Genomic DNA, 23646 nt, shown 5'->3' on the forward strand with positions numbered 1-23646 from the left:
GGCCGTGCCCTGCCCCGACGCGGTGCCGGAGGACCGGGCACCGACGACATCGAGGTCGGGCGCAACGGAGGGCGACGTGAACACAGGTGCCGACGCGCGAGCGGCCACCCGAGGACGGGTGCAGCCGGGCGCGGCGGTGGACGGCCGGTCGACCCGCTGGGACGAGCACCGGGCGGCGCGCCGCGCGGAGCTCATCCGGGCGGCGAGCAAGGCCGTGCATCGGGGAGGCCCCGGGGTCTCCATGGACGAGATCGCGGCGGCGTCGGGGACGTCGAAGTCGATCATCTACCGCTACTTCGACGACAAGACCGGCCTCCAGGTGGCCCTGGGCGCCGCCGTCGTGGGGCAGATGCACGACGCGCTGACCCAGGCGGCTGAGTCGGCCGAGACGCCCCGGCGCGCGCTGCGCGCAATGGTCGGCGTCTACCTCGAGATGATCGAGAGCTCGCCCAACGTCTACTACTTCGTGACCCGGACGAGCGCGGTCGCGGGCACGGAGGAGCCGGCGGCCCAGCTCGCGGCGAGCGGCCTCACGACGAACGGCACGAGCGGCGCCGACCGTGCGCCCCTCGCGGCGTTCCTCGACTCCGTGATCGAGCTCGTCGCCGAGCCGTTCGCGCGCGTCACCGACGTCTCGCCCGCCGACGCCGCGGCCTGGGCGGCCGGGGCCGTCGGCTTCGTGCGCGGCGCGGGGGAGTGGTGGCTCGGCCATCGTGACCGGGCCGACGTCCCCGACCGCGAGCAGCTCACCGAGCGCGTCGCGGCCTGGCTCTGGGCCGGGCCCGTCGGCGTCCTCTCCCACAACCCGGGCGCCGCCCGCCCCCACGACGACCGACGCACGTCGCCCGCGACCCGTCGCGACGGCGTCCGTCCCCCGACCGCCCGCCCTGAGCACCCGGCGACCGCCTCAGACCTCAAGGAGAAGCCATGACCGCCACGTCCGACCGTCCCGCCCTCGCGCAGCGCGCGACGCCCACCGGTGACGCGAGCGCGACGCCGCAGGGCGAGGCGCGCGTCGACGTCGCCGCCCTCGAGAAGCACCTGCTCGGCCGCTGGGCCGACCTGCGCGCGACGGCGCGCGCCACCGCGGGCGAGGAGGCGTTCCAGCGCATCGAGGGCCAGAGCCTGCGGGAGCACCGCGAGCGCGTCCTCGAGCAGATGCGCCTGCTCGTCGGCAAGGGCCAGGTGTGGCGCGCCTACCCCGAGCGCCTCGGCGGCGCCGACGACCCGGGCGGCAACCTCGCCGGGTTCGAGGAGCTCGTCGCCGCCGACCCGTCGCTCCAGATCAAGGCCGGCGTGCAGTGGGGGCTCTTCGGTGCGGCGATCCTGCACCTGGGCACCCCGGAGCAGCAGGACCGCCTCCTGCCGGGCGCGATGGACCTGTCGGTGCCGGGCGCGTTCGCGATGACCGAGATCGGCCACGGGTCCGACGTCGCGAGCATCGCCACCACGGCGACCTACGACCCGGAGACCGAGGAGTTCGTCATCCACACCCCGTTCCGCGGGGCGTGGAAGGAGTTTCTCGGTAACGCGGGCGTCCACGGCGTCGCCGCGGTCGTGTTCGCGCAGCTCGTCACGAAGAACGTCAACCACGGCGTGCACGCGTTCTACGTGCCGATCCGCGACGTCGCGGGCGAGCGCGACGAGCTCGGCCGGCTGCCGTTCCTGCCGGGCGTGGGCGGCGAGGACGACGGGCAGAAGGGCGGGCTCAACGGCATCGACAACGGCCGCCTGCACTTCGACCACGTGCGGATCCCCCGGACGGACCTGCTCGCGCGCTATGGTTCCGTCGCGCCCGACGGCACGTACTCGAGCCCGATCGAGAGCCCGGGTCGCCGGTTCTTCACGATGCTCGGCTCGCTGGTCCAGGGTCGCGTGTCGCTCGACGGCGCTGCGGTCACGGCCGCGAAGCTCGGCCTCGCGATCGCCGTGCGCTACGGGAACGAGCGCCGCCAGTTCACGGGCGCGAGCGCCACGGAGGAGGTCGTGCTCCTCGACTACGGCACGCACAAGCGACGCCTCATCGTGCCCATCGCCGAGACGTACGCGGCGCACTTCGCGCACGACCGCCTGCTCGACCTGTTCCACTCCGTGTTCTCCGGCGAGGAGGACACCCCGGAGCAGCGCGAGGACCTCGAGACGACGGCCGCCGCGCTCAAGGCCACGAGCACGCGGTTCGCGCTCGACGTGCTCCAGGAGACGCGTGAGGCGTGCGGCGGCGCCGGCTTCATCACCGCCAACCGGATCACGAGCCTGCGCGCGGACCTCGACGTCTACGCGACGTTCGAGGGCGACAACACGGTCCTGCTCCAGCTGGTCGCCAAGCGCCTGCTCGCCGACTACGGCAAGCAGTTCAAGGGCATCACCCCGGGGCAGATGGCGCGCGTCGTCGTCGAGCGCGCGGGCGACATGGCCCTGCACCGCACGCCGCTCAAGCGGGCGGCGCAGGCGCTGGCCGACGTCGGCGACCCGCGCCGCGCCGCCGGCCACCTGCGCGACCCCGAGACGCAGCGCGCGCTGCTCACCGACCGGGTCGAGACGATGGTGGCGGACGTCGCGCAGGCGCTGCGTCCCGCGCAGAAGGCCGACCCCGAGACGGCGACGAACCTGTTCAACGCCCACCAGGTCGAGCTCGTCGAGGCCGCCCGCGCCCACGCCGAGCTGCTGCGGTGGGAGGCCTTCACGCAGGCGCTCGAGACGATCGAGGACGCGGGCACGCGCGAGGTCCTCACCACGGTCCGCGACCTGTTCGGCCTCAGCCTCGTCGAGCGGCACCTCGCCTGGTACCTCCTCAACGGCCGCCTCTCGGCGCAGCGCGCCCGGACGGTGACGAGCTACCTCGACCGCCTCATCGACCGGCTGCGCCCCCACGCGCAGGACCTCGTCGACGCGTGGGGCTACGGCCCCGAGCACCTGCGCGCGACGATCGCGACCGGCATCGAGAAGGAGCGCCAGGACGAGGCGCGCGACTACTACCGGCGCCTGCGCGCGAGCGGCGACGAGCCGCGGAGCGAGAAGTCGCTGCGCAAGGCCGCGAAGGGCGGCCCGCAGGCCCGCTGACCGGCCCGTCCCCGGAACGTCCTCGGCACAGCAGCGGAGCGGTACCGCCGCCGAGGTCAGGCCTGGGCGGCACGACGTCCACCAGCCGTCGTGCCGCCCGGGCCGTTGCCGTCCCCGCTCCCACCGAGCACGGCGTCAGGGTCGTCCTGAGTCTCGGGACGACCCTCACGGCGTGCTCGACCGCGAGCGGCGTCGTCCTCGTCGTGGCCCGGGCCGTCGCGCTCAGGCGGGGTTGCAGCGCGCCGCCATCGTGGCGAGCAGCCCGACGTCGGGCCGCCACGGCTCGAGGTTCCACGTCGCCTTGTCCGGGGCGCCGACGGCGTGGCACACGAGCTGGTCGTGCATCGTCGGGGTGTCGGCCTCCGGCTCGGCGGCGACGACCTGCGCCCACACGAGCTCCCGGCCCGCCTGGCCCGCGGCGCGCGCCCACGCGGTCGGGTCGACGGCGAGCGACCGCCCACCCTCGCGCTCGCCCCAGTCGGTGCTCCGCACCGCCTGCGTGCCGAGCGCGACGACGACGTCCCACGCCGCGGTGGGTCCGTCGCCCTCCGCTCCCGTCCCGCCCGAGCCCGCGCCGTCCGTCGTGGCGCCCGGCGCGCTGCTCGTCGCGTCGGCGGCTGACGAGGTGCCCGACGACGTCCCCGCCGCGGGCACGAGAGCCACCTCCGCGCGGCGCGCGTCGACGAGCGCGACCCGGACGCCCGGGGTCCCCGCCGCGAGGGTGCCCGCCGTGGCGCGGTCGTCCGTCCCGCCCGCGTCGTCCGTGCCGGTCCCGTCGTCCGTGCCGGCACGGCGAGGCTCGCCGTGCGGGCCCACGACGCGCGGGGCGCCGAACCCGCCGGCGGGCGCGCCGCCGTCGTCCAGGACGGTCAGGGTGCCGTCGGCGTGCCGCACGAGCGACCCGCCCTCGACGGAGACGAGAGCCGGGGCGTCCGCGAGGGCGAGCATGACGTCGGACGCGCCCTCGTCGTCGGTCGAGACCCGCGACGGCGCCGCCTCGCCCGGCGCGGCCGAGGGGAGCGGGGAGACGGCGATCTCGACGGTCGTCGTCCCCACGGGCACTCTGACGACCTCGGGCTCCGCGGCGCTGCCGCCCCGGTCCTCCGCGGCTCCCGCGCCACCGTCCTCCGCGGTGGTGCCGTCACCGGGACCGGGGGACAGGACGTCCGCGGCTGCCGACGGGGCCGCGTCCGGGCTCGGTGACCGGCCGTCGTCGGGCGTGCACGCGGCGAGCGCGACCGGGACCAGGACGCCGACCGCGAGCGCGCCCAGCGCCGTCACCCCCGCGCGCCCGCGCGCCCGGGCCCGCCCCGGCCATGTCACGACGGCACGGGGAGCAGGCCGGCCCAGCGGCGGGCCACGTCGACGAGGCCGACGCGGGCGAGCGCGTCCACCTCGTCCGGGGTGAACCACCCGACGTCGTCGGTCGACTCGTCCTCCTCGACGCGCAGCTCGCCGCCCACGACATGGGCCTGGTAGACGATGCGGATCGCGTGCAGCGACCGGTCGCGGTCCTCGGGCCGGATCCGGTCGGCGGCGTCGACCACGATGCTGTCGACGCCGAGCAGGCCGTCGAGCTCGACGTCGTAGCCGGTCTCCTCGCGCACCTCCCGGACGGCCGCGGCGGCCGGGTGCTCACCGGGGCCGATGCCGCCGCCGGGCAGCGTCCAGCCGCCGCGGCCCCCCTCGCTCCAGTGCGGGAGGAGCATCCTCCCGTCCTCGCGGACGATCACGGCGTAGGCGGCGACGCGGGTCTGCATGGACCCATCATGCGCGACGGCCGTCGTCGAACATGCGGTCCCGGCACGCCGAGCATGGGGATACCGACCGTCCCGGCTCCCGGACGGTCGACAACCCCATGTTCGGCGCTGCCGACGGCACTCTTGTGCGAGCAATCGGCGTCGAGTACTCTGGGTCGAGTATTCGGAGGTGAGTCATGTCCCGTCGTCCTGTGTCCAACCCGCTCGCGCTCGCGGTCCTCGCGAGCCTCGCCGAGCGACCCATGTACCCGTACGAGATCACGACGACCCTGCGTGAGCGGGGCAAGGACGACAGCATCCGGCTCAACTTCGGCTCGCTGTACTCCGTCATCAAGTCGCTCGAGAAGCACGGCTTCATCACGCCGTCGCACTCGGAGCGCGAGGGCAACCGGCCCGAGCGCGTCGTCTACGAGATCACGGAGGCGGGCAAGGTCGAGGCGGCCGCGTGGCTGCGCGAGCTGCTGGCCGTGCCGTCCAAGGAGTACCCGGACGTCGAGGCGGGGCTGTCGCTCATCGCGATGCTCTCGCCCGAGGAGGTCGCGGCGCTCCTGCGTGCACGCCTCGCGTCGCTCGACAACGAGATCCGCACGCGCGACGCCGGGCTCACCGGCGCTGCCGCGGCCGGGCTGCCGGAGATCTTCCTCGTCGAGGCCGACTACCGGCTGGCCATGCTGCGCGCGGAGCGCGGGTGGATCGACCGGTTCGCCGCACGCCTGGAGGCGGGCGAGGTCGGCGGCCAGGACGGCTGGGCCGAGATGGCGCGTCTGCGCGCCGCGGGCGCGTCGCCCGAGGAGATCGAGGAGGTCGTGCGCCGCCACCTGCCCGCCGACCCCACCCCCTGAGACCACCGGCGCACGCTCGACCGAGCGCGCGCCGGACGGAGAAAGAGTGGTGGCCCGGATGCGCCAACATCCGGGCCACCGAGCCCGAGTCGTCCCGCCGGAACCGACGGAACCGCTGCGTCAACAGTCACCAGGGCTCTCCCATGCTATCCGCGCGGGAGGGGCCACCCGGCGAGACGGCTCCCGAGAGAAGGAGCCTCATCGTGCCCTCCACCACCCGGACGCAGGCGACGGCGATCGACGCCGTCGACCTGCGCAAGACCTACCCGGGCGGCCGTGGCCGCCCGCCCGTGGCCGCGCTCGACGGCCTGTCGTTCGCCGTCCCCGCGGGCACCGTGTTCGCGCTCCTCGGCCCCAACGGGGCGGGCAAGTCGACGACGGCCAAGATCCTCACGACGCTCAGCCGCGCGGACTCCGGCACGGCGAGCGTCGCGGGGATCGACGTCGCGCGCCACCCCGAGCGCGTGCGACGCGCGATCGGGTACGTCGCGCAGAAGCCCGTGACCGACCCGATGGACAGCGGTCGCGAGAACCTCGTCCTCGCGGGCCGGCTCCAGGGCCTCGGCGCGCGCGACGCCCGCGCCCGCGCGACCGAGCTGCTCGACCGGTTCTCGCTCACGGACGCGGCCGACCGCCTCGTGCGGACGTACAGCGGCGGCATGGCGCGCAAGCTGGACGTCGCGATGGGGATCGTCCACCGTCCCCGGGTCCTGTTCCTCGACGAGCCGACGACCGGGCTCGACCCCGAGGCGCGCGCCGAGATGTGGGCCGAGATCGAGCGCATGACCGCGCGCGAGAGCATGACGATCCTCCTCACCACGCACTACCTCGAGGAGGCCGACCGCCTCGCGGCGAACCTCGCGATCGTCGACCACGGCCGCGTGGCGGTCGCGGGGACGCCCGACGCGCTGAAGGACGAGCTGCGCGGCGACGGGATCGTCGTCGAGCTCGCCCCCGGGGTCGGGTTGCCCGACGGCGGCGCCGCCGTCGCCGACCGCGTCACCGCCGCGGTCGGCACGTGCGCAGGCGTCCGCGACGTGCACGTCGAGGGCCGCACCCTGCGCGCCCGTGCCGACTCGGGCGCCGTCGCGCTGCCCGCCGTCCTCACCGCGCTCGACGCCGCGGGCCTCCCCGTCGCGTCGGCGACGCTCGCGCGCCCGAGCCTCGACGACGTGTACCTGCGCCACACCGGCCGGACGTTCACGGCCGCGCAGTCCTCCGCGGGCGCGACGCCGGGGGGCGGCTCGGGGGCCGATGCCGGCGCGACCGTCGAGGGGGTGGCCGCATGACCGCCGTCGTGCACACCGGGCTGCTCACCGCTCGGGCGCTGCGCCAGGGTGTGCGCATCCCCGTGTTCATGGTCATGAACCTCGTCCAGCCCATGATCTGGCTGCTGCTGTTCGGCCAGCTCTTCCGGTCTGTCGTGGAGATCCCCGGGTTCGCCGCGGGCGGGACGTACCTCGAGTTCATCACGCCCGGCGTCGTCATGATGACGGCGATGTTCGGGGCCGCGTGGGCCGGCACGTCGTACGTCCAGGACATGGACCGTGGCGTCATGGACCGCTTCCTCACGTCGCCGGCGTCGCGCGGTGCGCTCATGGCATCGACGATGATCTACCAGGCCGTCATCGCGGTCGGGCAGGCGCTCGTCGTGCTCGCGGTCGCGTGGCTGTGCGGGGCGCGGTTCGGCAGCACGCCGGGCGAGACGACGCTCGGCGTCCTCGCCCTCCTGCTCGCGGTCGTCCTGCTCACGGCGCTGTTCTCGGCGCTGAGCAACGCGACGGCCCTGCTCACCGGTCAGCAGGAGGCGCTCATCGGCATCTCGCAGCTCATCACGCTGCCGCTCATGTTCCTGTCGTCGGCCGTGATGGACACGCGGCTGTCCGCGGGCTGGGTGGCGGACGTCGCGCGGTACAACCCGTTCGACTGGGCCGTCGTCGCCGGGCGCGCGGCGCTCGCTGCGTCGCCCGACTGGGGCGTGGTGTGGGGACGGCTCGGGCTCCTCGCGCTCGCGGCGGTCGTCATGGGCTGGCTCGCGACGCAGGCGTTCCGCACGCGGCAGCGCTCGGCCTGACGACCGGGCACGACGGCGGTCGCCCCGCCCGGGTCAGCGGTCCCGGGTGAGCGCGAACGCCGTCGTGCCGACGAGCGCGAGGCCCACGCCCCACCAGACGAGACCGACGCCCGCGGCCGCGAGGCCTGCGGCGACGAACAGCGCGACCTGCGCATCGAGCCGCCAGGGCTGTGCGAGGCGCCGGGTCGCGGTCCGCGCGAACCAGCGCCCCCACACGACCACGACGAGGGCGGGCAGAGCGACGGCGAGGACGAGCGAGAGTGCGACGCCGCCCGGGCCGGACGCGCCGCCGAGACGCCAGCCCACGAGGGCGACCAGCGCGAGGAGCGCGAGCTCGCAGAGGAACGCGACGACGTCGGCGGCGCCGACGCGCGGGACGTCACGACGGGGACGGTCGTCGGTGGACGGGCTGCTCATCGCTCCTCGACGTCGTCCTCGAGGTGGGACACGTCCGAGAACGCGGTCTGGCGGTGGCGCACCGCACGGTTGTACAGCCACGTGACGAACGAGAGCAAGATCCCGAGGCCGACGAGCGCGCCCGCGATGACGTACTGCTCCTGCTGCTCGGCGCTGCGTGCCCACGGCCCCGCGAGGTACGCGCACGTGAGCGCCCCGAGGACGGCGAGCCACGTGCGGGTGCGGAAGTGCTCGTGGTCGACACGGTCGCGGCGCAGCACGAGGAGCGCGACGTTGACGATCGTGAACACGACGAGCAGGAGCAGCGACGTCGTGCCGCCGAGCAGCGCGATCGCGGTGGTGCCCGCCTCGGTCCCCGACTGCCGCACGACGTACGCGATGAGCGCGAACGCGATGGCCGTCGTGACGAGGATCGACACCCACGGCGTCCGCCGGAACGGGTGGACCTGGCCGAACGCTCGCGGCAGCACGCCCTGGTTCGCCATGCCGTAGAGCAGGCGGGACGCCATGAGCATGTTGATGAGCGCCGAGTTCGCGACGGCGAACATGCCGATGAACGGGAAGATCGTGTCGAACGGCAGGTTCGGCGCCCCCGCCGCCACGACCTGCGTGAGCGCCGAGCCCTTGGAATCGTCCACGAGGTCGCCGACGGGGACGAGCGCGACGGCGGTGATCGCGACGAGCACGTAGATCGCACCCGTGATCGACAGCCCGGTGAGCATCATGCGCGGGAAGTCGCGCACGGGGTCCTTGCACTCCTCGGCCATGTTCACCGAGTCCTCGAACCCGACCATCGCGAAGAACGCGAGCGTCGTCGCAGCCGTCACGGCGAGGAACACGCTCTTGTCGTCCGCGCTCTCGAACACGACGACGCGCGAGAAGTCGGCGCGGCCCTGCGTCGCCGCCCACAGCCCCACGAAGATCACCAGCAGCAGGCCGGAGAGCTCGACGAGCGACAGCACGACGTTCGTCCGGACGCTCTCGCCGACGCCCCGCAGGTTCACCAGCGCGACGAGGGCCATGAAGCCGAGCGCGATGAGGAGCCTGCCGTTGCCGCCCGTCGGGAGCCCGAGGCCGAACCCGTCCGAGACGAACCCCGCGAACGCGTTGGACGCCGTCGACGCCGACGTGATGCCCGAGCTCATGACCATGAACGCGACGACGAACGTCAGCAGGTGGATGCCGAACGCCTTGTGCGTGTAGAGCGCCGCGCCGGCGGCGCTCGGGTACTTGGTGACGAGCTCGAGGTAGGAGAACGCGGTGATCGTCGCGACCACGAACGCGAGCAGGAACGGCAGCCACGCCGCCCCGCCGACCTCGCCCGCGACCTGGCCCGTGAGCGCGTAGACGCCCGTGCCGAGGATGTCCCCGACGATGAACAGGAGCAGGAGCTTGGGCCCCATGACGCGCTTGAGCTCCGGCTGCTGCCGTTCCTGCGTGCGACCCGCGGTCTGGCTCATGAGAGGCTCCCTCGCGTCTCGGACGTCCCCGGACCTCCATGAAACCCCCGGCCACAGCCTCCTGTCAGCGCGACCGGACGCGTGTCGCCCCCAGGCTGCCGAACCCGGGCCTGTCGTCAGGAACCTCGCCGAACCCGGGGTTGTCGCCGGGTTCGGCCGCGTGGGGTGCGACAACCCCGGGTTCGGCGGCCGGGCGGGCGGCACGCGGTCGCCGGTGCAGGACGCCGGTCGTCGTCGCGACGCCCAGCAGGAGGACGGCGCCGCCCGACAGCTCCGCCGCGTTCGGCACCTCGTCGAGCACGAGCCACGCGGCGAGCATGCCCACCGGCGGCACGAGCATCGTGAACGGCACGACCGCCGACGCGGGGTACCGCGCGAGCAACGTGTTCCAGATCCCGTAGCCCACGAGGCTCGCGAGCCACGCCGTGTACAGGGTCGACAAGACCGGCGCGAGCGTGAGGTGCGTGAGCGCGTGCCCGACGGCGTCCGGCCCGTCGAGCGCGAGGGACAGCCCGAGCATGGGGACGGGCACGACGACGGCCGACCACACGGTCATCGACAACCCGTCCAGCCCGGGCCGCGAGGTAGAACCCTGGTTGCGCGAGGTAGAGCGCTGGTTGCGCGAGGTAGAGCGCTGGTCGCGCGAGGTAGAACCCTGGTCGCGCGGGGTAGAGCCCTGGTCGCGCGAGGTAGAGCCGTGGTCGCGGCGGCTCCCGGCGCGTCGCGCGACGACGTTGCCCACCGCCCACGACGCCGCGGCGGCGAGCGTCACGACGAACGCGAGGGCGGGCGTCGACGCGCTGCGTCCCACGCCGACCACCACGAGCCCTGCGGCGCCGACGAGCACCCCGACGAGCTGCGAGCGCGTCGGGACCTCGCGCAGCGCCGCGGCGGCGAACAGCACGGTCAGGCCGACCTGGGCCTGGAGCACGAGGGACGCGAGCCCGGCGGGCATGCCGAGCGAGAGGGCGGTGTAGAGGAGGCCGAACTGGCCGAGGCTCATGAACGCGCCGACGAGCAGCACGTCCCGCCACCGCGCGCGGGGCCGCGGGACGAGGAACACCGCCGGGACCAGGACGACGAGGAAGCGCAGGGCGACGAACAGCGTCGGCGGCATGTCGCCGAGCCCGAGGTCGATGACGACGAAGTTCACGCCCCAGACGACGGCGACGAGGACGGCGAGGAGCGACGGGCGCAGCGGCATGGCATCGAGGGTGCGCCCGCGGCATCGTGCACGTCCAGCGCACAGTCGTGCACGATTCCCGGTAGCTACGCTTCTGGATAGCATCGGTCGCATGATCGACCTCGCCGCCGTGGACGCCCTGCTCGCCGTCGAGCGCACCGGGACCGTGCACGCCGCCGCGCGTGACCTCGGCTACACGCCGTCCGCCGTCTCGCAGCAGGTCAAGCGCCTCGAGCGCGACCTCGGCGCGCGGCTGCTCGACCGGGAGGGCCGCGGCGTCGTGCTCACGGCCGCGGGGCGGCGCGTGGTCGAGGAGGGCCGCGTGCTGCGCGAGCAGGTCGAGTCGCTGCGCGCCCGCCTGCATGACGCCGGCGCCCGCCCGACCGGGACCGTGCGGCTGGGGTCGTTCTCGACGGCGGTGCGCGGCGTCGTCGCACCGCTCGTCGCGCGCGTGCGCGAGGACGTCCCCGACCTGCGGCTCGTCGTCGAGGAGGCCGAGCCGTGGGACGCGGTCGCGGCCGTCGCGGCGGGCACCCTGGACCTCGCGCTCGTGCACCACTGGGAGGGCGTCGGCCTCGCGCTGCCGCCGAGCCTGCGCGCCGAGGAGCTCTTCCGCGACGAGGCCGACGTGCTCGTGCACGCGTCGAGCCCGCTCGCGGCCAGGCCCGCGCTCACCCCGCCCGACCTGCTCGACGAGACCTGGGTCTGCACGCCCGACGGCACCATCTGCTACGAGTGGTTCTGCCACATGTTCGCGCGGGAGCCGCGCGTCCCGCGCATCGACTTCCGGTGCCTCGAGTTCGCGTCGCAGGTCGAGGTCGTGGCGCAGGGACTCGCCGTCGCGCTCGTGCCGCGCCTCGGGCGCGGTCCGCTGCCCGCCGACGTCGTCGCCGTGCCCGTGCGCGAGCCCGTCCCGACCCGCCCGGTCACCGTCGTGTGGCGCGCGACCATGACCGACGCCCCGGCGGTCCGCTACCTGCGCGAGAGGCTGCGCGACGCAGGAACTCGACGCGGGCCCGAGCCGTTGGGTACCGCGAGCCCACCTGCCACCGCACCGTCCGACGAAGGGGCACGATGACCGAGCACGAGCCGACCCGGAGGTCCGCCGACCCGCGCACCGTGGCGATCGCGGGCCTGATGACCGTCGCCTGGTACGCCGTGCCCGACGTCGTGCGGCCGCGCTGGGCCCGCGCGCTCGCCAAGACGGCGGTCGGGACCGCGGGCGTCGTGCTCACCCTGACCTCGACGGCGGAGGGGATCGAGGCGCGCGAGGGCGTGCGGGCGCTGCGGGACGCGGCCCGGGAAGCGGGTGCGACCGGTGCCGACCCCGACGCCTCGCCCGACCGTCCGGCCGACGGAGCGCCCGGCGCCGCGCGCGAGGACAACACGTACGTCCCCGACCACGACGAGGCGACGCCCGCCCCGCCCGCGGTGGTCGTCGGGGGCGCCGTCGCCGGTGTCGCGCTCGCGACGACGCTCATCGTGGTGGGGGAGAAGTGGGTCTACCGCCGCGGCGAGCGGCTGCGCGCCCGGGGCGTGCGCCTGCCGCACACGCGCGTCGGGCTCGTGCTCGGCGCGCTCGCCGTGGCGCTCGCGGCGGCGGAGCCGCTGCTGTGGAACGCTGAGGACCGCTGAGGCAACGACCCGGGCCGGCCCGCCGGCGTGAGGTCGTGCACCGTGCGGCCTCGCGGACCGGGAGGAGCCGACCGTGATCGGGTTCGGGCTGGCGCTCGCGGGGGTCGCCGCGGCGATCCACGTGTACATCTTCGTCATGGAGTCGCTCACGTGGACGAGCGCACGCACGCGTGCGACGTTCGGCACGTCGCGCGAGGAGGCCGAAGCCACCAGGGAGCTCGCGTTCAACCAGGGCTTCTACAACCTGTTCCTCGCGGTCCTCGTCGTGCTCGGCGTCGTCCTCTACGCGGCGGACCGGCAGGACGTGGGCCTCACGCTCGTCGTCGCCGGGGCGGGGTCGATGGTCGCGGCCGGGCTCGTGCTGATCCTCTCGTCGCCGTCGAAGGCGCGCGCGGCCCTGGTCCAGCTGGTGCCGCCCGCGCTCGGCGTGCTGGGCGTCGTGCTGGGGCTGACGCTCTGAGCCGGCCCGCGCTCCGGGTCGCCCGCGGCGACGGTCAGGAGGAGGCGGCGACGCGCATCGCGCTGAGCATCTCGATCCGCGACAGGATGCGCTCGCGCTCCGCCTCGAGCTCCTCCCGGTAGCGCCCCTCCGCCGGCTCGACGATCTCGACGGCGCCGTGGCCCACGTAGGAGCCCGTGCGCCGGGAGTAGCCGCGGAGCTGGCGCTCGACGAGCGTGAGCTCGTGGCCGAGCCGCTCGAGGTGCGGGTCGAGGAGGTCGCTGATCGTGGTGCGGGCGGTGCCGGACGTCGGTTCGAGAAGGGTGGTCACGTCTCCATCCGAACCCGGAAGTCGGGTTTCCGCACGGCGAGACGCTCGTCTCGCTCCTCGGTCGACCGCGCCGCGAGACGCGCGGACGGCCTCGCCCCGGGCGCCGGTAGACTGGCCGCGCGCCGTCGTGCGCTCCCCGCTCAGCGCCCACCCGAGGGAAACGATGACCGCCCCCGCACCCCAGGCTTCCGCACGCTCCGAGGCTCGTCCCGCCGCACCGACGCTCGACACCGTCGAGCGCGCCGCCGCCACCCCCGACGAGGTCCAGCCGTACGCCGAGCTCGGCCTCAAGCCCGACGAGTACCAGCGCATCCGCGACATCCTGGGGCGCCGCCCCACGGCCGCGGAGCTCGCGATGTACTCGGTCATGTGGTCCGAGCACTGCTCGTACAAGTCGTCCAAGGTGCACCTGTCGAAGTTCGGCAAGGCCACGACGGACGAGATGAGGAAGCACCTGCTCGTCGGCATCGGCGAGAACGCGGGCGTCGTCGACATCGGCGACGGCTGGGCCGTGACGTTCAAGGTCGAGTCGCACAACCACCCGTCGTTCGTCGAGCCCTACCAGGGCGCCGCGACGGGCGTCGGCGGCATCGTGCGCGACATCATCTCCATGGGCGCGCGTCCCGTCGCCGTCATGGACCAGCTTCGCTTCGGCGCGGTCGACCACCCGGACACGGCGCGCGTCGTGCACGGCGTCGTGAGCGGCGTCGGCGGGTACGGCAACAGCCTCGGCCTGCCGAACATCGGCGGCGAGCTCGTGTTCGACGCCTCGTACCAGGGCAACCCGCTCGTCAACGCGCTGTGCCTCGGCGTGCTCCGCCACGAGGACATCCACCTCGCCAACGCCTCGGGCGTCGGCAACAAGGTCGTGCTGTTCGGCGCCCGCACGGGCGGCGACGGGATCGGCGGCGCCTCGATCCTCGCCTCGGAGACGTTCGAGGACGGCGTGCCCGCCAAGCGCCCGAGCGTCCAGGTGGGCGACCCCTTCATGGAGAAGGTCCTCATCGAGTGCTGCCTCGAGCTCTACGCGGCCAAGGTCGTCGAGGGCATCCAGGACCTCGGCGCCGCCGGCATCTCCTGCGCGACGTCGGAGCTCGCCTCGAACGGCGACGGCGGCATGCACGTGTGGCTCGACGACGTCCTGCTGCGCGACCCCACGCTCAACGCGGGCGAGATCCTCATGTCGGAGTCGCAGGAGCGCATGATGGCGGTCGTCGCGCCGGACAAGCTCGACGAGTTCCTCGCGATCACGAGCAAGTGGGACGTCGAGACCGCCGTGATCGGCGAGGTCAACGACTCGGGCCGCCTGACGATCGACCACCACGGCGAGCGCATCGTCGACGTCGACCCGCGGACGGTCGCGCACGAGGGCCCGGTGTACCACCGCCCGTACGCGCGCCCGTCGTGGCAGGACGGGCTCAACGCGGACACCGCCGCGGGTCTTGCCCGCCCCGAGACCGGCGACGAGCTGCGCGCGACGGCCCTGCGCCTCCTCGCGTCGCCCAACCTCGCGTCGAAGGAGTGGGTGACGGACCAGTACGACCGGTTCGTCCAGGGCAACACCGCGCTCGCGCAGCCCGACGACTCGGGCGTGATCCGCGTCGACGAGAGCACGGGCCTCGGCGTCGCGCTCGCGACCGACGCCAACGGCCGTTACGCCAAGCTCGACCCGCGCACGGGCGCGCGCCTCGCGCTCGCCGAGGCGTACCGCAACGTCGCGACGACGGGCGCCCGCCCGCTCGCGGTGACCGACTGCCTGAACTTCGGCTCGCCCGAGGACCCCGACTCGATGTGGCAGCTCGTCGAGGCGATCGAGGGCCTCGCGGACGCGTGCCGCGAGCTCGGCGTCCCCGTGACGGGCGGCAACGTCTCGCTCTACAACGGCACGGGGGAGCCGGGGCAGATCGACTCGTCGATCCACCCGACCCCGGTCGTGGGCGTGCTCGGCGTGCTGGACGACGTCGCGCACGCGACCCCGTCGGGCTGGCGCGAGACGGGCGAGAGCATCTACCTCCTCGGGACCACGCGCCCCGAGCTCGACGGCTCGGCGTGGGCCGACGTCGAGCACGGCCACCTCGGCGGCCTCCCGCCCCAGGTGGACCTCGCGGCGGAGAAGGCGCTCGCCGGCGTGCTCGTCAACGCGAGCCGCGACGACCTCGTGTCCGCCGCGCACGACCTCTCCGAGGGCGGACTCGCGCAGGCGCTCCTCGAGTCGTCGCTCCGCTTCGGCGTCGGGGCGACCGTGTCGCTCGACGCGCTCACCGAGCGCGACGGCGTCACCCCGTTCGAGGCGCTGTTCTCCGAGTCGACGGCCCGCGCGCTCGTCGCCGTGCCGCGTGGTGAGGAGTCCAAGCTCGTCGACGCGTGCGTCGCGCGCGGCGTCCCCGTGCTGAAGATCGGCGAGACGGGCACGGAGCCCGGCGCCGCCGCCGAGTCGGGCGAGGCGCTCGAGGTCACGGGCCTGTTCACCGTCCCGCTCAGCGAGGCGGACGCGGCCTTCCGCGGCACGCTCCCGGCCATCTTCGGCTGACACCCGCTCTGCCGACGCCCCGGTCACCGCACAGGTGACCGGGGCGTCGTCGTGCTCGGTCGTGGGCGGGTTCGGTGGAGATCGGCGCCGGGGCGGTGGGGCGGGTCGCGGCGCGCGCCCCGACGCTGGGAGAGTCCGGGCATGACCTCGGCGGCCACGAGCCTCCCGCCCGCGCGCGTCACGGCCCGACGGCGCCCGGGCGGTCCCGTGCTCACGGTGCTGCTCTCGCTGGCCACCGTCGCCGTCGTCCTGCTCACCCTCGTGCGCGCGGTCCCGTACGACGCCGTGACGCCGCTCGCGCAGGTCGTCGGGTTCACGCCGTTCGTCGCGGCGGCGGCCGTCGTCGGCCTGGCGGTCACGCTCGTCGCGGGCCGACGGGTCCTCGCGGCGCTGCTCACCGTCTGTGTCGCCGCGCAGGCGGTGTGGCTCGTGCCGGCGTTCGTGCCGGGCCCGGCGCCGCCCGACGACGGGGCGTCGCTGCGCGTGATGGGCGCCAACGCGTGGCTCGGGTCGGCGGACGCGGACGCGTTGGTCGACCTCGTGCGCGAGCAGGACGTCCAGGTGCTCGCGGTGCTGGAGCTGACGACCGGCCTGCGCGAGCGCCTCGTCGCCGCGGGCATCGAGGACGTGCTCCCGTACAGCGCCGACGCGAAGGTGGGATCCGGGGCGCTCGGCAGCGGGCTGTGGAGCGCGCTGCCGCTCGACGACGTCGACCTCGAGCCCTTCTCCAACGACGCGATGCCGTCCGCGACCGTCGAGGTCGACGGCGTGCCGGTACGGGTCACCGCCGTGCACCCGATCCCGCCGATCCCGGAGTACGTGCGGGTCTGGGGCGAGGAGACGGCCGCGCTCGCCGAGCGCGCGCACGGCGACCCGTTGCCCCAGGTGCTCGTCGGCGACTTCAACGCGACCCACGACCACGCGACGTTCCGGCGGCTGCTCGGCGACCGGTTCCACGACGCGTCGCGCGCGTCGGGCGGCGGGCTCGACCTGTCGTGGTCGCCGCGGCCAGGCACGGTGCCGCCGGTCCTCAACCTCGACCATGTGGTGACGGACCGCGAGAACGTCGTGACCGACGTCGCCTCCCTGCACGTTCCCGGCAGCGACCACCGCGCGATCCTCGCGACGGTCCACGTGCCTCGCCCCTGACGCCGAACCCGGGGTTGTCCCCGGGCTCGGGTGCCGAACCCGGCGGCAACCCCGGGTTCGGCACCGGGCGGGGTCAGCCGCGTGCGGGCTCCGAGGACTCGGAGGAGGCTTCGGGGGTGGCCTCGTGATGGTGCGGGTGGCGGCGCTCCAGGGCGGCGCCCTCGACGTCGACGTCGGGCAGGACCTTGTCCAGCCAGCGGGGGAGCCACCACGCCTTGTCGCCCACGAGGTGCATGAGGGCAGGGACGAGCAGCATCCGGACGACGAACGCGTCGACGAGCACGCCGAACGCGAGCGCGAACCCGATGGGCCGGATCATCGCGCTGTGCGAGAAGACGAACCCGCCGAACACCGAGATCATGATGATCGCCGCGGCGGTCACGACGGCCCGGCCCGCGCGCACGCCCTGGACGATCGCGACGCGCGCCGGGGCGCCGTGCGCGTACGCCTCGCGCATCCCCGAGCCGAGGAAGAGCTGGTAGTCCATCGCGAGGCCGAACAGGATGCCGACGAGGATCGTGGGCAGGAAGTTGAGGATCGGGCCCGGCGTCTCGACGCCGAACACCCCCGAGAGCCAGCCCCACTGGTAGATCGCGACGACACCGCCGAGCGCGGCGAAGTAGGACAGGATGAAGCCGAGCGTCGCGACGACCGGCACGAAGATCGACCGGAACACCAGCACGAGGATGACGAGCGACAGCCCGACGACGACCGCGAGGTAGATCGGCAGCGCCTGCGCGAGCTTGTCGGAGATGTCGATGTTGCCGCTGGCCGAGCCGGCGACGCCCAGCGTCACGTCCCCGTCGAGGGGCTCGAGCGCGCGCAGGTCGTGCACGAGCTCCTCGGTCGACGCGCTCGTGGGCCCCTCGGCGGGGATCACCTGGAACGCGGCGACCGTGCGGTCCTCGGACGTCCCGATCGGGGCGACCGCGACGACGTCGTCGAGTGCGAAGAGCTCCTCGGCGACGTTCACCTGGTACTCCAGCGCCTCCGCCTCGGTGGGCTCGCCCGGAAGGTCGGCGACGACGAGCAGCGGGCCGTTCGTGCCCTCGCCGAACTGCTCGGCGATCGTCGAGTAGGCGCGGTACTGCGTGGAGTCGTGCGCCTCCGACGACCCGTCGGGCAGGTTGGTCCGCAGGTCGAGCGCGGGGAGCGCGATCACCCCGAGCGCCGCGACGGCGAGGATCGCCGTGCCCACCGCGCGCAGCGTCGACATGGTGCGGAGGGGCTTCGTCCCGGCCGGGGCGGTCGTGCCCGACGGCGCGGTGTCGGCGGTGGCGCCCGGCTCGCCCGAGGCGTCACTCCCGGCGAGCGCGGCGCGCTCGCGGCGGCTGAGGATCCGCGGGCCGATCATGCCCAGCAGGGCCGGCGTGAGCGTGACGGCGATGAGGACGGCGATCGCGACGCACAGCGCGCCGACCGTCCCCATGAGGCCGAGGAACGGGATGCCGGTGACGTTCAGGGCGAGCAGGGCGATGAGCACCGTGGTCCCGGCGAACACGACGGCGTTGCCCGACGTGCCGTTCGCGAGCGCGATCGACTCCTGCACGTCGTCGCCCTGCTTGAGCTGGCGGCGGTGCCGGTTGACGATGAACAGCGAGTAGTCGATCCCGACCGCGAGCCCCAGCATGAGGCCGAGCACGGGGGTCACCGACGACATCTCGACGACGCCGGACAGCGACATCGCGGCGAGCGCGCCGATCCCGACCCCGATGAGCGCGGTGAGGATCGGCAGCCCGGCGCCGACGAGCGTCCCGAGCATGATCACGAGCACGACGGCCGCGACGACGAGGCCGATCGCCTCGCCCACGCCGAAGACCTGGGGGACGCCCTGGGCGATGTCGGACGAGAAGTCCGTCTGAACGCCCTCGACCGGGTCGTCGGTGAAGACCGCGACGAGGTCGTCCTTGGTCTGCTGCTCGATGCTCATGTTGGGCTCGGTGAACGTGACGCTCGCGACGGCGGCGCTCCCGTCCTCGGAGACCATGCGGATCTCCGACGCCATGTCGAGCAGGGGCGCGGAGAGCTCGAGCTGCGCGGACTGCTCCTCGAGCGCCGTGCTCTGGTCCTCCAGGGCGGTGACCTGCTCGTCCAGCGTGGCGGCCTGGGTGTCGAGCTCGGCGCGCCCGGCGTCGAGCTCCGCCTGCTGGGCGTCGAGCTGCGGTGCGGCCTGGTCGAGCGCGCCCGCGGCCTCGGCCTGCGCGCGCGCCGCGTCGAGCTGGGACTGGCCCTCGTCGAGCCGGGCCCGTGCGGCGTCGAGCTGCTCCTGGCCTGCGGCGAGCTGCGTGCGCCCGTCCTCGATCTGCGCGCGCCCGGCCTCGATCTGGGTCCGGCCGTCCTCGATCTGCCGGCGCTGGTCGGCGAGCTCGGCCTGCGTGGTGAACGGGTCGACGGCCGCCTCGACGCCGTCGACGTCCTCGGCCGCGGCGAGGCGGTCGGAGATCTCGGCCTCCTGCTCGGGCGTGAACGCGGAGCCGTCGTCCGTGGCGAAGACGACGGTGCCGCTCCCTCCCGCGGCCTCCGGGAGCGCCGTCTGGAGACGCTCGGTGACCTCGGCGGTCGGGGTGCCGGGGATGGAGAAGCTGCTCGCGAGCGTGCCGCCGAACGCGACGAACGCCGCCCCGGCCAGCACGAGCACCGCGAGCCACGCGGCGAGGACGGTCCGCGCGCGGCGCGCGCACGCGCGTCCGAGGCGGTAGAGGAGTTCAGCCATGCGGGGATCCTTCGGGTGGGAGTCCGGGGTGGTCCGGGAGGCGGTCCGGTGGGCGGTCGAACGGGGAGGCGGAGAGGTCAGGCGGGGCTCGCCCAGCCCGCGCGCACGCGGTCGACGAGGCGGTCGAGGAGGTCGGCCCACACGCGGCGCGAGGCGTCGTCGTCCGCAGCCCCGGTAGCCGCCCACCAGCGGCGCTGGATCACCAGGACGCCGGCCATGAGCGCGCCGACGAGCATCTCGATCTCGAGCGGGTCGACGTCGGGGTGCCGCCGCGTGGTCTCGGCGACCAGGCGCTCGGCGAGGTGGGTGAACGTGCGCACGACCATCGTCGTGACGCGCGGTGTGGGCTCGGTCGCGGTGCCACCGAGGGCGCGCGTGAGGTAGGCCATCGGGCCGACGAGGTCCGTGCCGCGGAGCGCCGTGGTGACGTCGTCGAGCGGGGTCGCGCGGTCGGTGCCGGGGTCGGCCGCGCTCGCCCCGAGCGCGTCGACCACCGTACCGAGCACGTCCTCGCACACCTCGACGACGACGTCGTCCAGGGAGGCGAAGTGGTTGAAGATCGTGCGCCGCGCGACGTCGGCGCGGGCCGCGAGGTCGTCGACCGTGAACCGGGCGCCGCCGTTCTCCTCCATGAGCGACGCCGCGGCGTCGACGATCCGACGGCGGTGCCGCGCGCGCAGCGCGGCGCGGCGGTCGGTCGCGGGACCGGCCGCGGGGTCGCTCACGGAGTCGGCCGCGGGGTCGGTCGCCCGGTCGGGCACGGGGGCGCCCGACGGCTCGGTCGTGGAGGAGAGGGGCACCCTTTGACACTAAGTGCATCGATGCACTCAGTGCAAACAGTGGCCCCTCGCGGCTCAAAGTTGACCAAACAAGTCCAGTATGTGGGAAGGTCTCCCCGGTGCGTTGACACCCCCGGCGGCCGCTCGTAAGTTCCCGCGCAACCGAGGTCGACGTACCCCGGTCACAGGACATGGTCATGAGCTCCGACGCCAAGCCCCGGCTCGTCGGACGGCAACCCTCCCGCGCGGTGGGGTGCCCCGGGTGAGGACCAGGTCCCGCGTCGCGCGGACCGCGCGCGGCACGGGACAACGACGCGGAGCCCGGAGACGGGCACGAAGGAGACGGACGATGGACCGGCGAGAGTCGAGCACCGCGGTGAGCACCCCGCACGCGTCGACGTGCCCCTGTCCGCTCGCGGGCGCCCCGGTCGCCCGCGCCCTCGGGGCCGCCGGACCCGTGCGCATCGCCTGTTGTCGCTGACGACGACCCGTCCCTGACACCCCGCGCGCCCCGGCGCGCGAGCCGGGTCCCTCCCGGCTCTCCAGCCTCGTCCTGCCGCCGCGCGGCCGGACCGCCCTGCCCACCCTCCGGCACCCCGCCGCGCCCCGAGCGCGCTGTCGGCACCCCACTGAGAACGGATCCTCGCGATGTCCGACCCCCGCCCCGCCCGCACCCTCCACCTCGGCGTCGACCTCACCGACGCCGGCGCGCACCCCGCCGCCTGGCGGACCGTGGGCTCCCAGGCGCAGCGGCTCTTCGACGCCAAGCGCCTCGTCGAGCTCGTCGCCACCGCCCAGCGCGGCCTGCTCGACCTCGTGACGCTCGACGACGCGTTCACGCTCCAGCCGGGCCGCAACGGGTCCGTGCGCGGCCGGCTCGACGCCGCGCTCGTCGCGTCCCGGCTCGCGCCGCGCAGCGCCGGCATCGGCCTCGTCCCGACCGTGACGACCACGCACACCGAGCCGTTCCACGTGTCCAAGGCGATCGCGACGATCGACCACGTGAGCTCCGGGCGCGCGGGGTGGCAGGTCGGGTGGTCGACGACCCCCGCCGAGGCCGCGGCCTTCGGCCGCAAGGGTGCGCAGGACGAGCCCGACGCCGTCGCCGAGGCCGACGAGGCCGTCGAGGTCGTCACGCGCCTGTGGGACTCGTGGGAGGACGACGCGGAGATCCGTGACGTCGCGACGGGCCGGTTCGTGGACCGCGAGAAGCTCCACTACGTCGACCACGAGGGCATCCGGTTCGCGGTCAAGGGACCGTCCATCACGCCGCGGCCCCCGCAGGGCCAGCCGCCCGTCGTCGTGCGGGCGGACACGCCCGCGTCGCTCGACCTCGCGGCCCGCCGGGCCGACGTCGTGCGGGTCCGCGCCGCGACGCGCGACGAGGCGGTCGCGCTGCGGACGCAGGTGCGCGACGCCGCCGCCGACGCGGGGCGCGACCCCGGCACGCTCCGGGTCCTCGTGGACGCCTACGTCGTCATCGGCGACACCCGCGCGAGCGCCCAGGCCCGCCTCGACCTGCTCGAGGACCTCGAGGGGGTCTCGTGGGACACGGACTCGCTCACGCACGTCGGCACGGCGCGCGACCTCGCCGTCACGGTCGAGGAGTGGCTGCACGCCGGCGCGGCCGACGGCTTCCTCCTGCGCCCGTCGTCCCTGAGCACCGACCTCGACGCGGTCGTCGACGGCGTCGTGCCGCTCCTGCAGGGCGCGGGCCTGTTCCGCACGGCGTACCCCGGGACGACGCTGCGCGACACCCTCGGCCTCCCGCACCCCGCGAACCGCTACGCGGCGATCGCCTGAGCCCGGACGGATCCCGACATGAGCACCCGACCCCGCAAGCAGATCCACCTCGGCGCCCACTTCCCGGGCGTCAACAACACGACCGTCTGGAGCGACCCGCGCTCGGGCAGCCAGATCGACTTCTCCTCGTTCGAGCACCTCGCCCGCCGCGCCGAGGAGGCCAAGCTCGACTTCTTCTTCCTCGCGGAGGGCCTGCGCCTGCGCGAGCACAAGGGCCGCATCCACGACCTCGACGTCGTCGGCCGCCCCGACACGCTGCCCGTCCTCGCCGCGCTGGCCGCCGTCACGGAGCGGCTCGGCCTCGCGGGCACGATCAACACGACGTTCAACGAGCCGTGGGAGCTCGCGAAGCAGTTCGCGACGCTCGACCTGCTCTCCGAGGGCCGCGCGGCGTGGAACCTCGTGACGAGCCCCGACGCCTTCACGGGCGCCAACTTCCGCCGCGGCGGCTACCTCCCGTACCCCGAGCGCTACGCGCGGGCGGCCGAGGTCGTCGAGGTCGCGCGCGCCCTGTGGGACTCGTGGGAGGACGACGCCGTCCTGGCCGACCGGATCGCGGGCGAGTTCCTGCGGCCCAGGTCGGTGCGGCCGGTCGCGCACCACGGGACGTACGCGGACGTCGTCGGGCTGTTCGAGACGCCGCGCGGTCCGCAGGGCCACCCGGTCCTGTTCCAGGCGGGCGACTCGGCCGACGGGCGCGACTTCGCCGCCGCGACCGCGGACGTCGTGTTCTCCGCGCACTCGACGTTCGACGCCGGCCGCGCGTTCTACGCGGACGTCAAGGGACGGCTCGCCGCCCACGGGCGCGAGCGCGACTCCCTGAAGATCCTGCCCGCGACCGTCGTCGTGCTGGGCGGCACGCCCGCCGAGGCGGAGGAGCGCGCGCGAGAGATCCGGCTCCAGCAGGTCTCGGGCCCGACGGCGATCGCGTTCCTCGAGCAGGTCTGGGGCCGCGACCTCGAGGCGTACGACCCCGACGGACCGCTGCCCGACGTCGACCCCGACACCGAGAACCTGTCGATCACGCGCGGCCGCGTGCGGCACGCGAAGGACCCGGCGGCGGTCGCCGCGGAGTGGCGCGAGCAGGCCGAGGCGAACGGGTGGTCGATCCGCGAGCTCGTCATCCAGGTGACGTCGCGCGGCGGGTTCGTCGGCACGCCGCAGCAGGTCGCGGACGACATCGACCGGCACGTCCAGGAGGACGCGTCCGACGGCTTCATCCTCGTGCCCCACCTCACGCCGGGCGGGCTCGACGACGTCTTCGACCAGGTCGTCCCGCTGCTCCAGGAGCGCGGCTCGTTCCGCACGGAGTACGCGGGCACGACCCTGCGCGAGCACCTCGGCCTCGCCCGCCCCGGCGCGCAGCCGCGCGCCGACGACCCCGAGCCGGCCACGGCCTCCGCCGAGCTCGTCGGCTGACCCCCCGCCCGCCCGCACCCGTCCCGCAGACCCTGCACCGCACCGACCTCGG

General features: G+C 74.6%; 20 protein-coding genes and 1 riboswitch. Of the genes, 12 read left to right on the plus strand and 8 right to left on the minus strand.

Annotated elements, in window-relative coordinates; translation table 11 throughout:
* Positions 1-76 precede the first annotated feature (76 nt).
* Positions 77-931: a TetR/AcrR family transcriptional regulator gene (locus JN535_RS03500; protein WP_307868155.1), complete on the plus strand. Its 855-nt coding sequence runs from the start codon at positions 77-79 to the stop codon at positions 929-931.
* Positions 928-3060: an acyl-CoA dehydrogenase family protein gene (locus tag JN535_RS03505; protein WP_205202194.1), complete on the plus strand. Its 2133-nt coding sequence runs from the start codon at positions 928-930 to the stop codon at positions 3058-3060. Before JN535_RS03500 ends, JN535_RS03505 begins: the two co-directional genes overlap by 4 nt.
* A 222-nt stretch (positions 3061-3282) precedes the next feature.
* On the opposite strand, the gene JN535_RS03510 is transcribed toward JN535_RS03505, so the two are convergent.
* Together JN535_RS03510 and JN535_RS03515 are read right to left on the minus strand one after the other, a co-directional pair.
* Positions 3283-4383, minus strand: a complete 1101-nt coding sequence (locus JN535_RS03510) for a DUF2599 domain-containing protein (RefSeq protein ID WP_205202196.1) — start codon at positions 4381-4383, stop codon at positions 3283-3285.
* Positions 4380-4820, minus strand: a complete 441-nt coding sequence (locus JN535_RS03515) for an NUDIX hydrolase (RefSeq protein WP_205202198.1) — start codon at positions 4818-4820, stop codon at positions 4380-4382. Before JN535_RS03515 ends, JN535_RS03510 begins: the two co-directional genes overlap by 4 nt.
* A 176-nt stretch (positions 4821-4996) precedes the next feature.
* Here JN535_RS03515 and JN535_RS03520 point away from each other — a divergent pair, with 176 nt between their 5' ends.
* The 3 genes from JN535_RS03520 to JN535_RS03530 all read left to right on the plus strand — a co-directional run bounded on the left by JN535_RS03520 (position 4997) and on the right by JN535_RS03530 (position 7736).
* Positions 4997-5662 carry a PadR family transcriptional regulator gene (locus tag JN535_RS03520; protein ID WP_205202201.1) on the plus strand — a complete coding sequence of 222 codons (666 nt, stop codon included), beginning with the start codon at positions 4997-4999 and terminating at the stop codon, positions 5660-5662.
* 203 nt (positions 5663-5865) lie between these two features.
* Entirely contained in the window at positions 5866-6951 is a 1086-nt protein-coding gene (locus tag JN535_RS03525) for an ATP-binding cassette domain-containing protein (protein WP_307868156.1), read from the plus strand.
* Positions 6948-7736 (plus strand): ABC transporter permease, encoded by a 789-nt coding sequence (locus JN535_RS03530; protein WP_205202215.1) that lies wholly within the window; start codon positions 6948-6950, stop codon positions 7734-7736. The genes JN535_RS03525 and JN535_RS03530 overlap by 4 nt, the downstream gene beginning before the upstream one ends.
* A gap of 33 nt (positions 7737-7769) precedes the next feature.
* Here the strand turns inward: JN535_RS03530 and JN535_RS03535 are convergent, their stop codons facing one another.
* From JN535_RS03535 to JN535_RS03545, 3 genes are all read right to left on the minus strand, one after another.
* On the minus strand, positions 7770-8153 hold the full coding sequence (locus JN535_RS03535; RefSeq protein ID WP_205202217.1) for a DUF2568 domain-containing protein: 384 nt from the start codon (positions 8151-8153) through the stop codon (positions 7770-7772).
* The gene (locus JN535_RS03540; protein ID WP_205202219.1) at positions 8150-9613 is read right to left on the minus strand and encodes an APC family permease; all 1464 of its coding nucleotides are present in this window, start codon (positions 9611-9613) and stop codon (positions 8150-8152) included. The genes JN535_RS03535 and JN535_RS03540 overlap by 4 nt, the downstream gene beginning before the upstream one ends.
* Before the next feature lie 64 nt (positions 9614-9677).
* The gene (locus tag JN535_RS03545) at positions 9678-10817 is read right to left on the minus strand and encodes an EamA family transporter (RefSeq protein ID WP_205202221.1); all 1140 of its coding nucleotides are present in this window, start codon (positions 10815-10817) and stop codon (positions 9678-9680) included.
* Positions 10818-10908: 91 nt separating this feature from the next.
* Here JN535_RS03545 and JN535_RS03550 point away from each other — a divergent pair, with 91 nt between their 5' ends.
* From JN535_RS03550 to JN535_RS03560, 3 genes are all read left to right on the plus strand, one after another.
* Entirely contained in the window at positions 10909-11874 is a 966-nt protein-coding gene (locus JN535_RS03550; RefSeq protein ID WP_205202223.1) for a LysR family transcriptional regulator, read from the plus strand.
* Positions 11871-12431 carry a hypothetical protein gene (locus JN535_RS03555; protein ID WP_205202224.1) on the plus strand — a complete coding sequence of 187 codons (561 nt, stop codon included), beginning with the start codon at positions 11871-11873 and terminating at the stop codon, positions 12429-12431. Before JN535_RS03550 ends, JN535_RS03555 begins: the two co-directional genes overlap by 4 nt.
* A gap of 73 nt (positions 12432-12504) precedes the next feature.
* Positions 12505-12891: a DUF1304 domain-containing protein gene (locus JN535_RS03560; RefSeq protein ID WP_205202225.1), complete on the plus strand. Its 387-nt coding sequence runs from the start codon at positions 12505-12507 to the stop codon at positions 12889-12891.
* Between the two features lie 34 nt (positions 12892-12925).
* On the opposite strand, the gene JN535_RS03565 is transcribed toward JN535_RS03560, so the two are convergent.
* Positions 12926-13201, minus strand: a complete 276-nt coding sequence (locus JN535_RS03565; RefSeq protein ID WP_205202226.1) for a hypothetical protein — start codon at positions 13199-13201, stop codon at positions 12926-12928.
* Positions 13202-13364: 163 nt separating this feature from the next.
* Between JN535_RS03565 and purL the strand changes: the two genes are divergently transcribed.
* Positions 13365-15731: a phosphoribosylformylglycinamidine synthase subunit PurL gene (gene purL, locus JN535_RS03570; RefSeq protein ID WP_205202228.1), complete on the plus strand. Its 2367-nt coding sequence runs from the start codon at positions 13365-13367 to the stop codon at positions 15729-15731.
* 141 nt (positions 15732-15872) lie between these two features.
* Positions 15873-16880 (plus strand): endonuclease/exonuclease/phosphatase family protein, encoded by a 1008-nt coding sequence (locus tag JN535_RS03575; protein WP_205202230.1) that lies wholly within the window; start codon positions 15873-15875, stop codon positions 16878-16880.
* A gap of 73 nt (positions 16881-16953) precedes the next feature.
* Here JN535_RS03575 and JN535_RS03580 read toward each other — a convergent pair whose 3' ends face one another.
* Positions 16954-19593, minus strand: a complete 2640-nt coding sequence (locus JN535_RS03580; protein ID WP_205202232.1) for an MMPL family transporter — start codon at positions 19591-19593, stop codon at positions 16954-16956.
* A 77-nt stretch (positions 19594-19670) separates the two neighbouring features.
* Positions 19671-20393 (minus strand): TetR/AcrR family transcriptional regulator, encoded by a 723-nt coding sequence (locus JN535_RS03585; RefSeq protein ID WP_307868160.1) that lies wholly within the window; start codon positions 20391-20393, stop codon positions 19671-19673.
* A gap of 172 nt (positions 20394-20565) precedes the next feature.
* Positions 20566-20664, plus strand: a riboswitch (SAM riboswitch).
* 356 nt (positions 20665-21020) lie between these two features.
* Between JN535_RS03585 and JN535_RS03590 the strand changes: the two genes are divergently transcribed.
* Both JN535_RS03590 and JN535_RS03595 read left to right on the plus strand, forming a co-directional pair.
* Positions 21021-22175, plus strand: coding sequence for an LLM class flavin-dependent oxidoreductase (locus tag JN535_RS03590; protein ID WP_205202234.1), 1155 nt, complete (start codon positions 21021-21023; stop codon positions 22173-22175).
* An 18-nt stretch (positions 22176-22193) separates the two neighbouring features.
* Positions 22194-23594, plus strand: coding sequence for an NtaA/DmoA family FMN-dependent monooxygenase (locus JN535_RS03595; RefSeq protein WP_205202250.1), 1401 nt, complete (start codon positions 22194-22196; stop codon positions 23592-23594).
* Positions 23595-23646: the final 52 nt, after the last annotated feature.

Origin of the sequence: Cellulosimicrobium cellulans, from assembly GCF_016921195.1 — a bacterium.
Lineage (GTDB): Bacteria > Actinomycetota > Actinomycetes > Actinomycetales > Cellulomonadaceae > Cellulosimicrobium > Cellulosimicrobium cellulans_F.

Bases quoted from the DNA above. Each gene is read 5' to 3' on its own strand.
- JN535_RS03555 (WP_205202224.1), top strand. From the start codon at position 11,871: ATGACCGAGCACGAGCCGACCCGGAGGTCCGCCGACCCGCGCACCGTG.
- purL (WP_205202228.1), top strand. From the start codon at position 13,365: ATGACCGCCCCCGCACCCCAGGCTTCCGCACGCTCCGAGGCTCGTCCC.
- JN535_RS03580 (WP_205202232.1), bottom strand. From the start codon at position 19,593: ATGGCTGAACTCCTCTACCGCCTCGGACGCGCGTGCGCGCGCCGCGCG.
- JN535_RS03545 (WP_205202221.1), bottom strand. From the start codon at position 10,817: ATGCCGCTGCGCCCGTCGCTCCTCGCCGTCCTCGTCGCCGTCGTCTGG.
- JN535_RS03515 (WP_205202198.1), bottom strand. From the start codon at position 4,820: ATGCAGACCCGCGTCGCCGCCTACGCCGTGATCGTCCGCGAGGACGGG.
- JN535_RS03505 (WP_205202194.1), top strand. From the start codon at position 928: ATGACCGCCACGTCCGACCGTCCCGCCCTCGCGCAGCGCGCGACGCCC.
- JN535_RS03540 (WP_205202219.1), bottom strand. From the start codon at position 9,613: ATGAGCCAGACCGCGGGTCGCACGCAGGAACGGCAGCAGCCGGAGCTC.
- JN535_RS03530 (WP_205202215.1), top strand. From the start codon at position 6,948: ATGACCGCCGTCGTGCACACCGGGCTGCTCACCGCTCGGGCGCTGCGC.
- JN535_RS03520 (WP_205202201.1), top strand. From the start codon at position 4,997: ATGTCCCGTCGTCCTGTGTCCAACCCGCTCGCGCTCGCGGTCCTCGCG.
- JN535_RS03590 (WP_205202234.1), top strand. From the start codon at position 21,021: ATGTCCGACCCCCGCCCCGCCCGCACCCTCCACCTCGGCGTCGACCTC.
- JN535_RS03595 (WP_205202250.1), top strand. From the start codon at position 22,194: ATGAGCACCCGACCCCGCAAGCAGATCCACCTCGGCGCCCACTTCCCG.
- JN535_RS03535 (WP_205202217.1), bottom strand. From the start codon at position 8,153: ATGAGCAGCCCGTCCACCGACGACCGTCCCCGTCGTGACGTCCCGCGC.
- JN535_RS03550 (WP_205202223.1), top strand. From the start codon at position 10,909: ATGATCGACCTCGCCGCCGTGGACGCCCTGCTCGCCGTCGAGCGCACC.
- JN535_RS03575 (WP_205202230.1), top strand. From the start codon at position 15,873: ATGACCTCGGCGGCCACGAGCCTCCCGCCCGCGCGCGTCACGGCCCGA.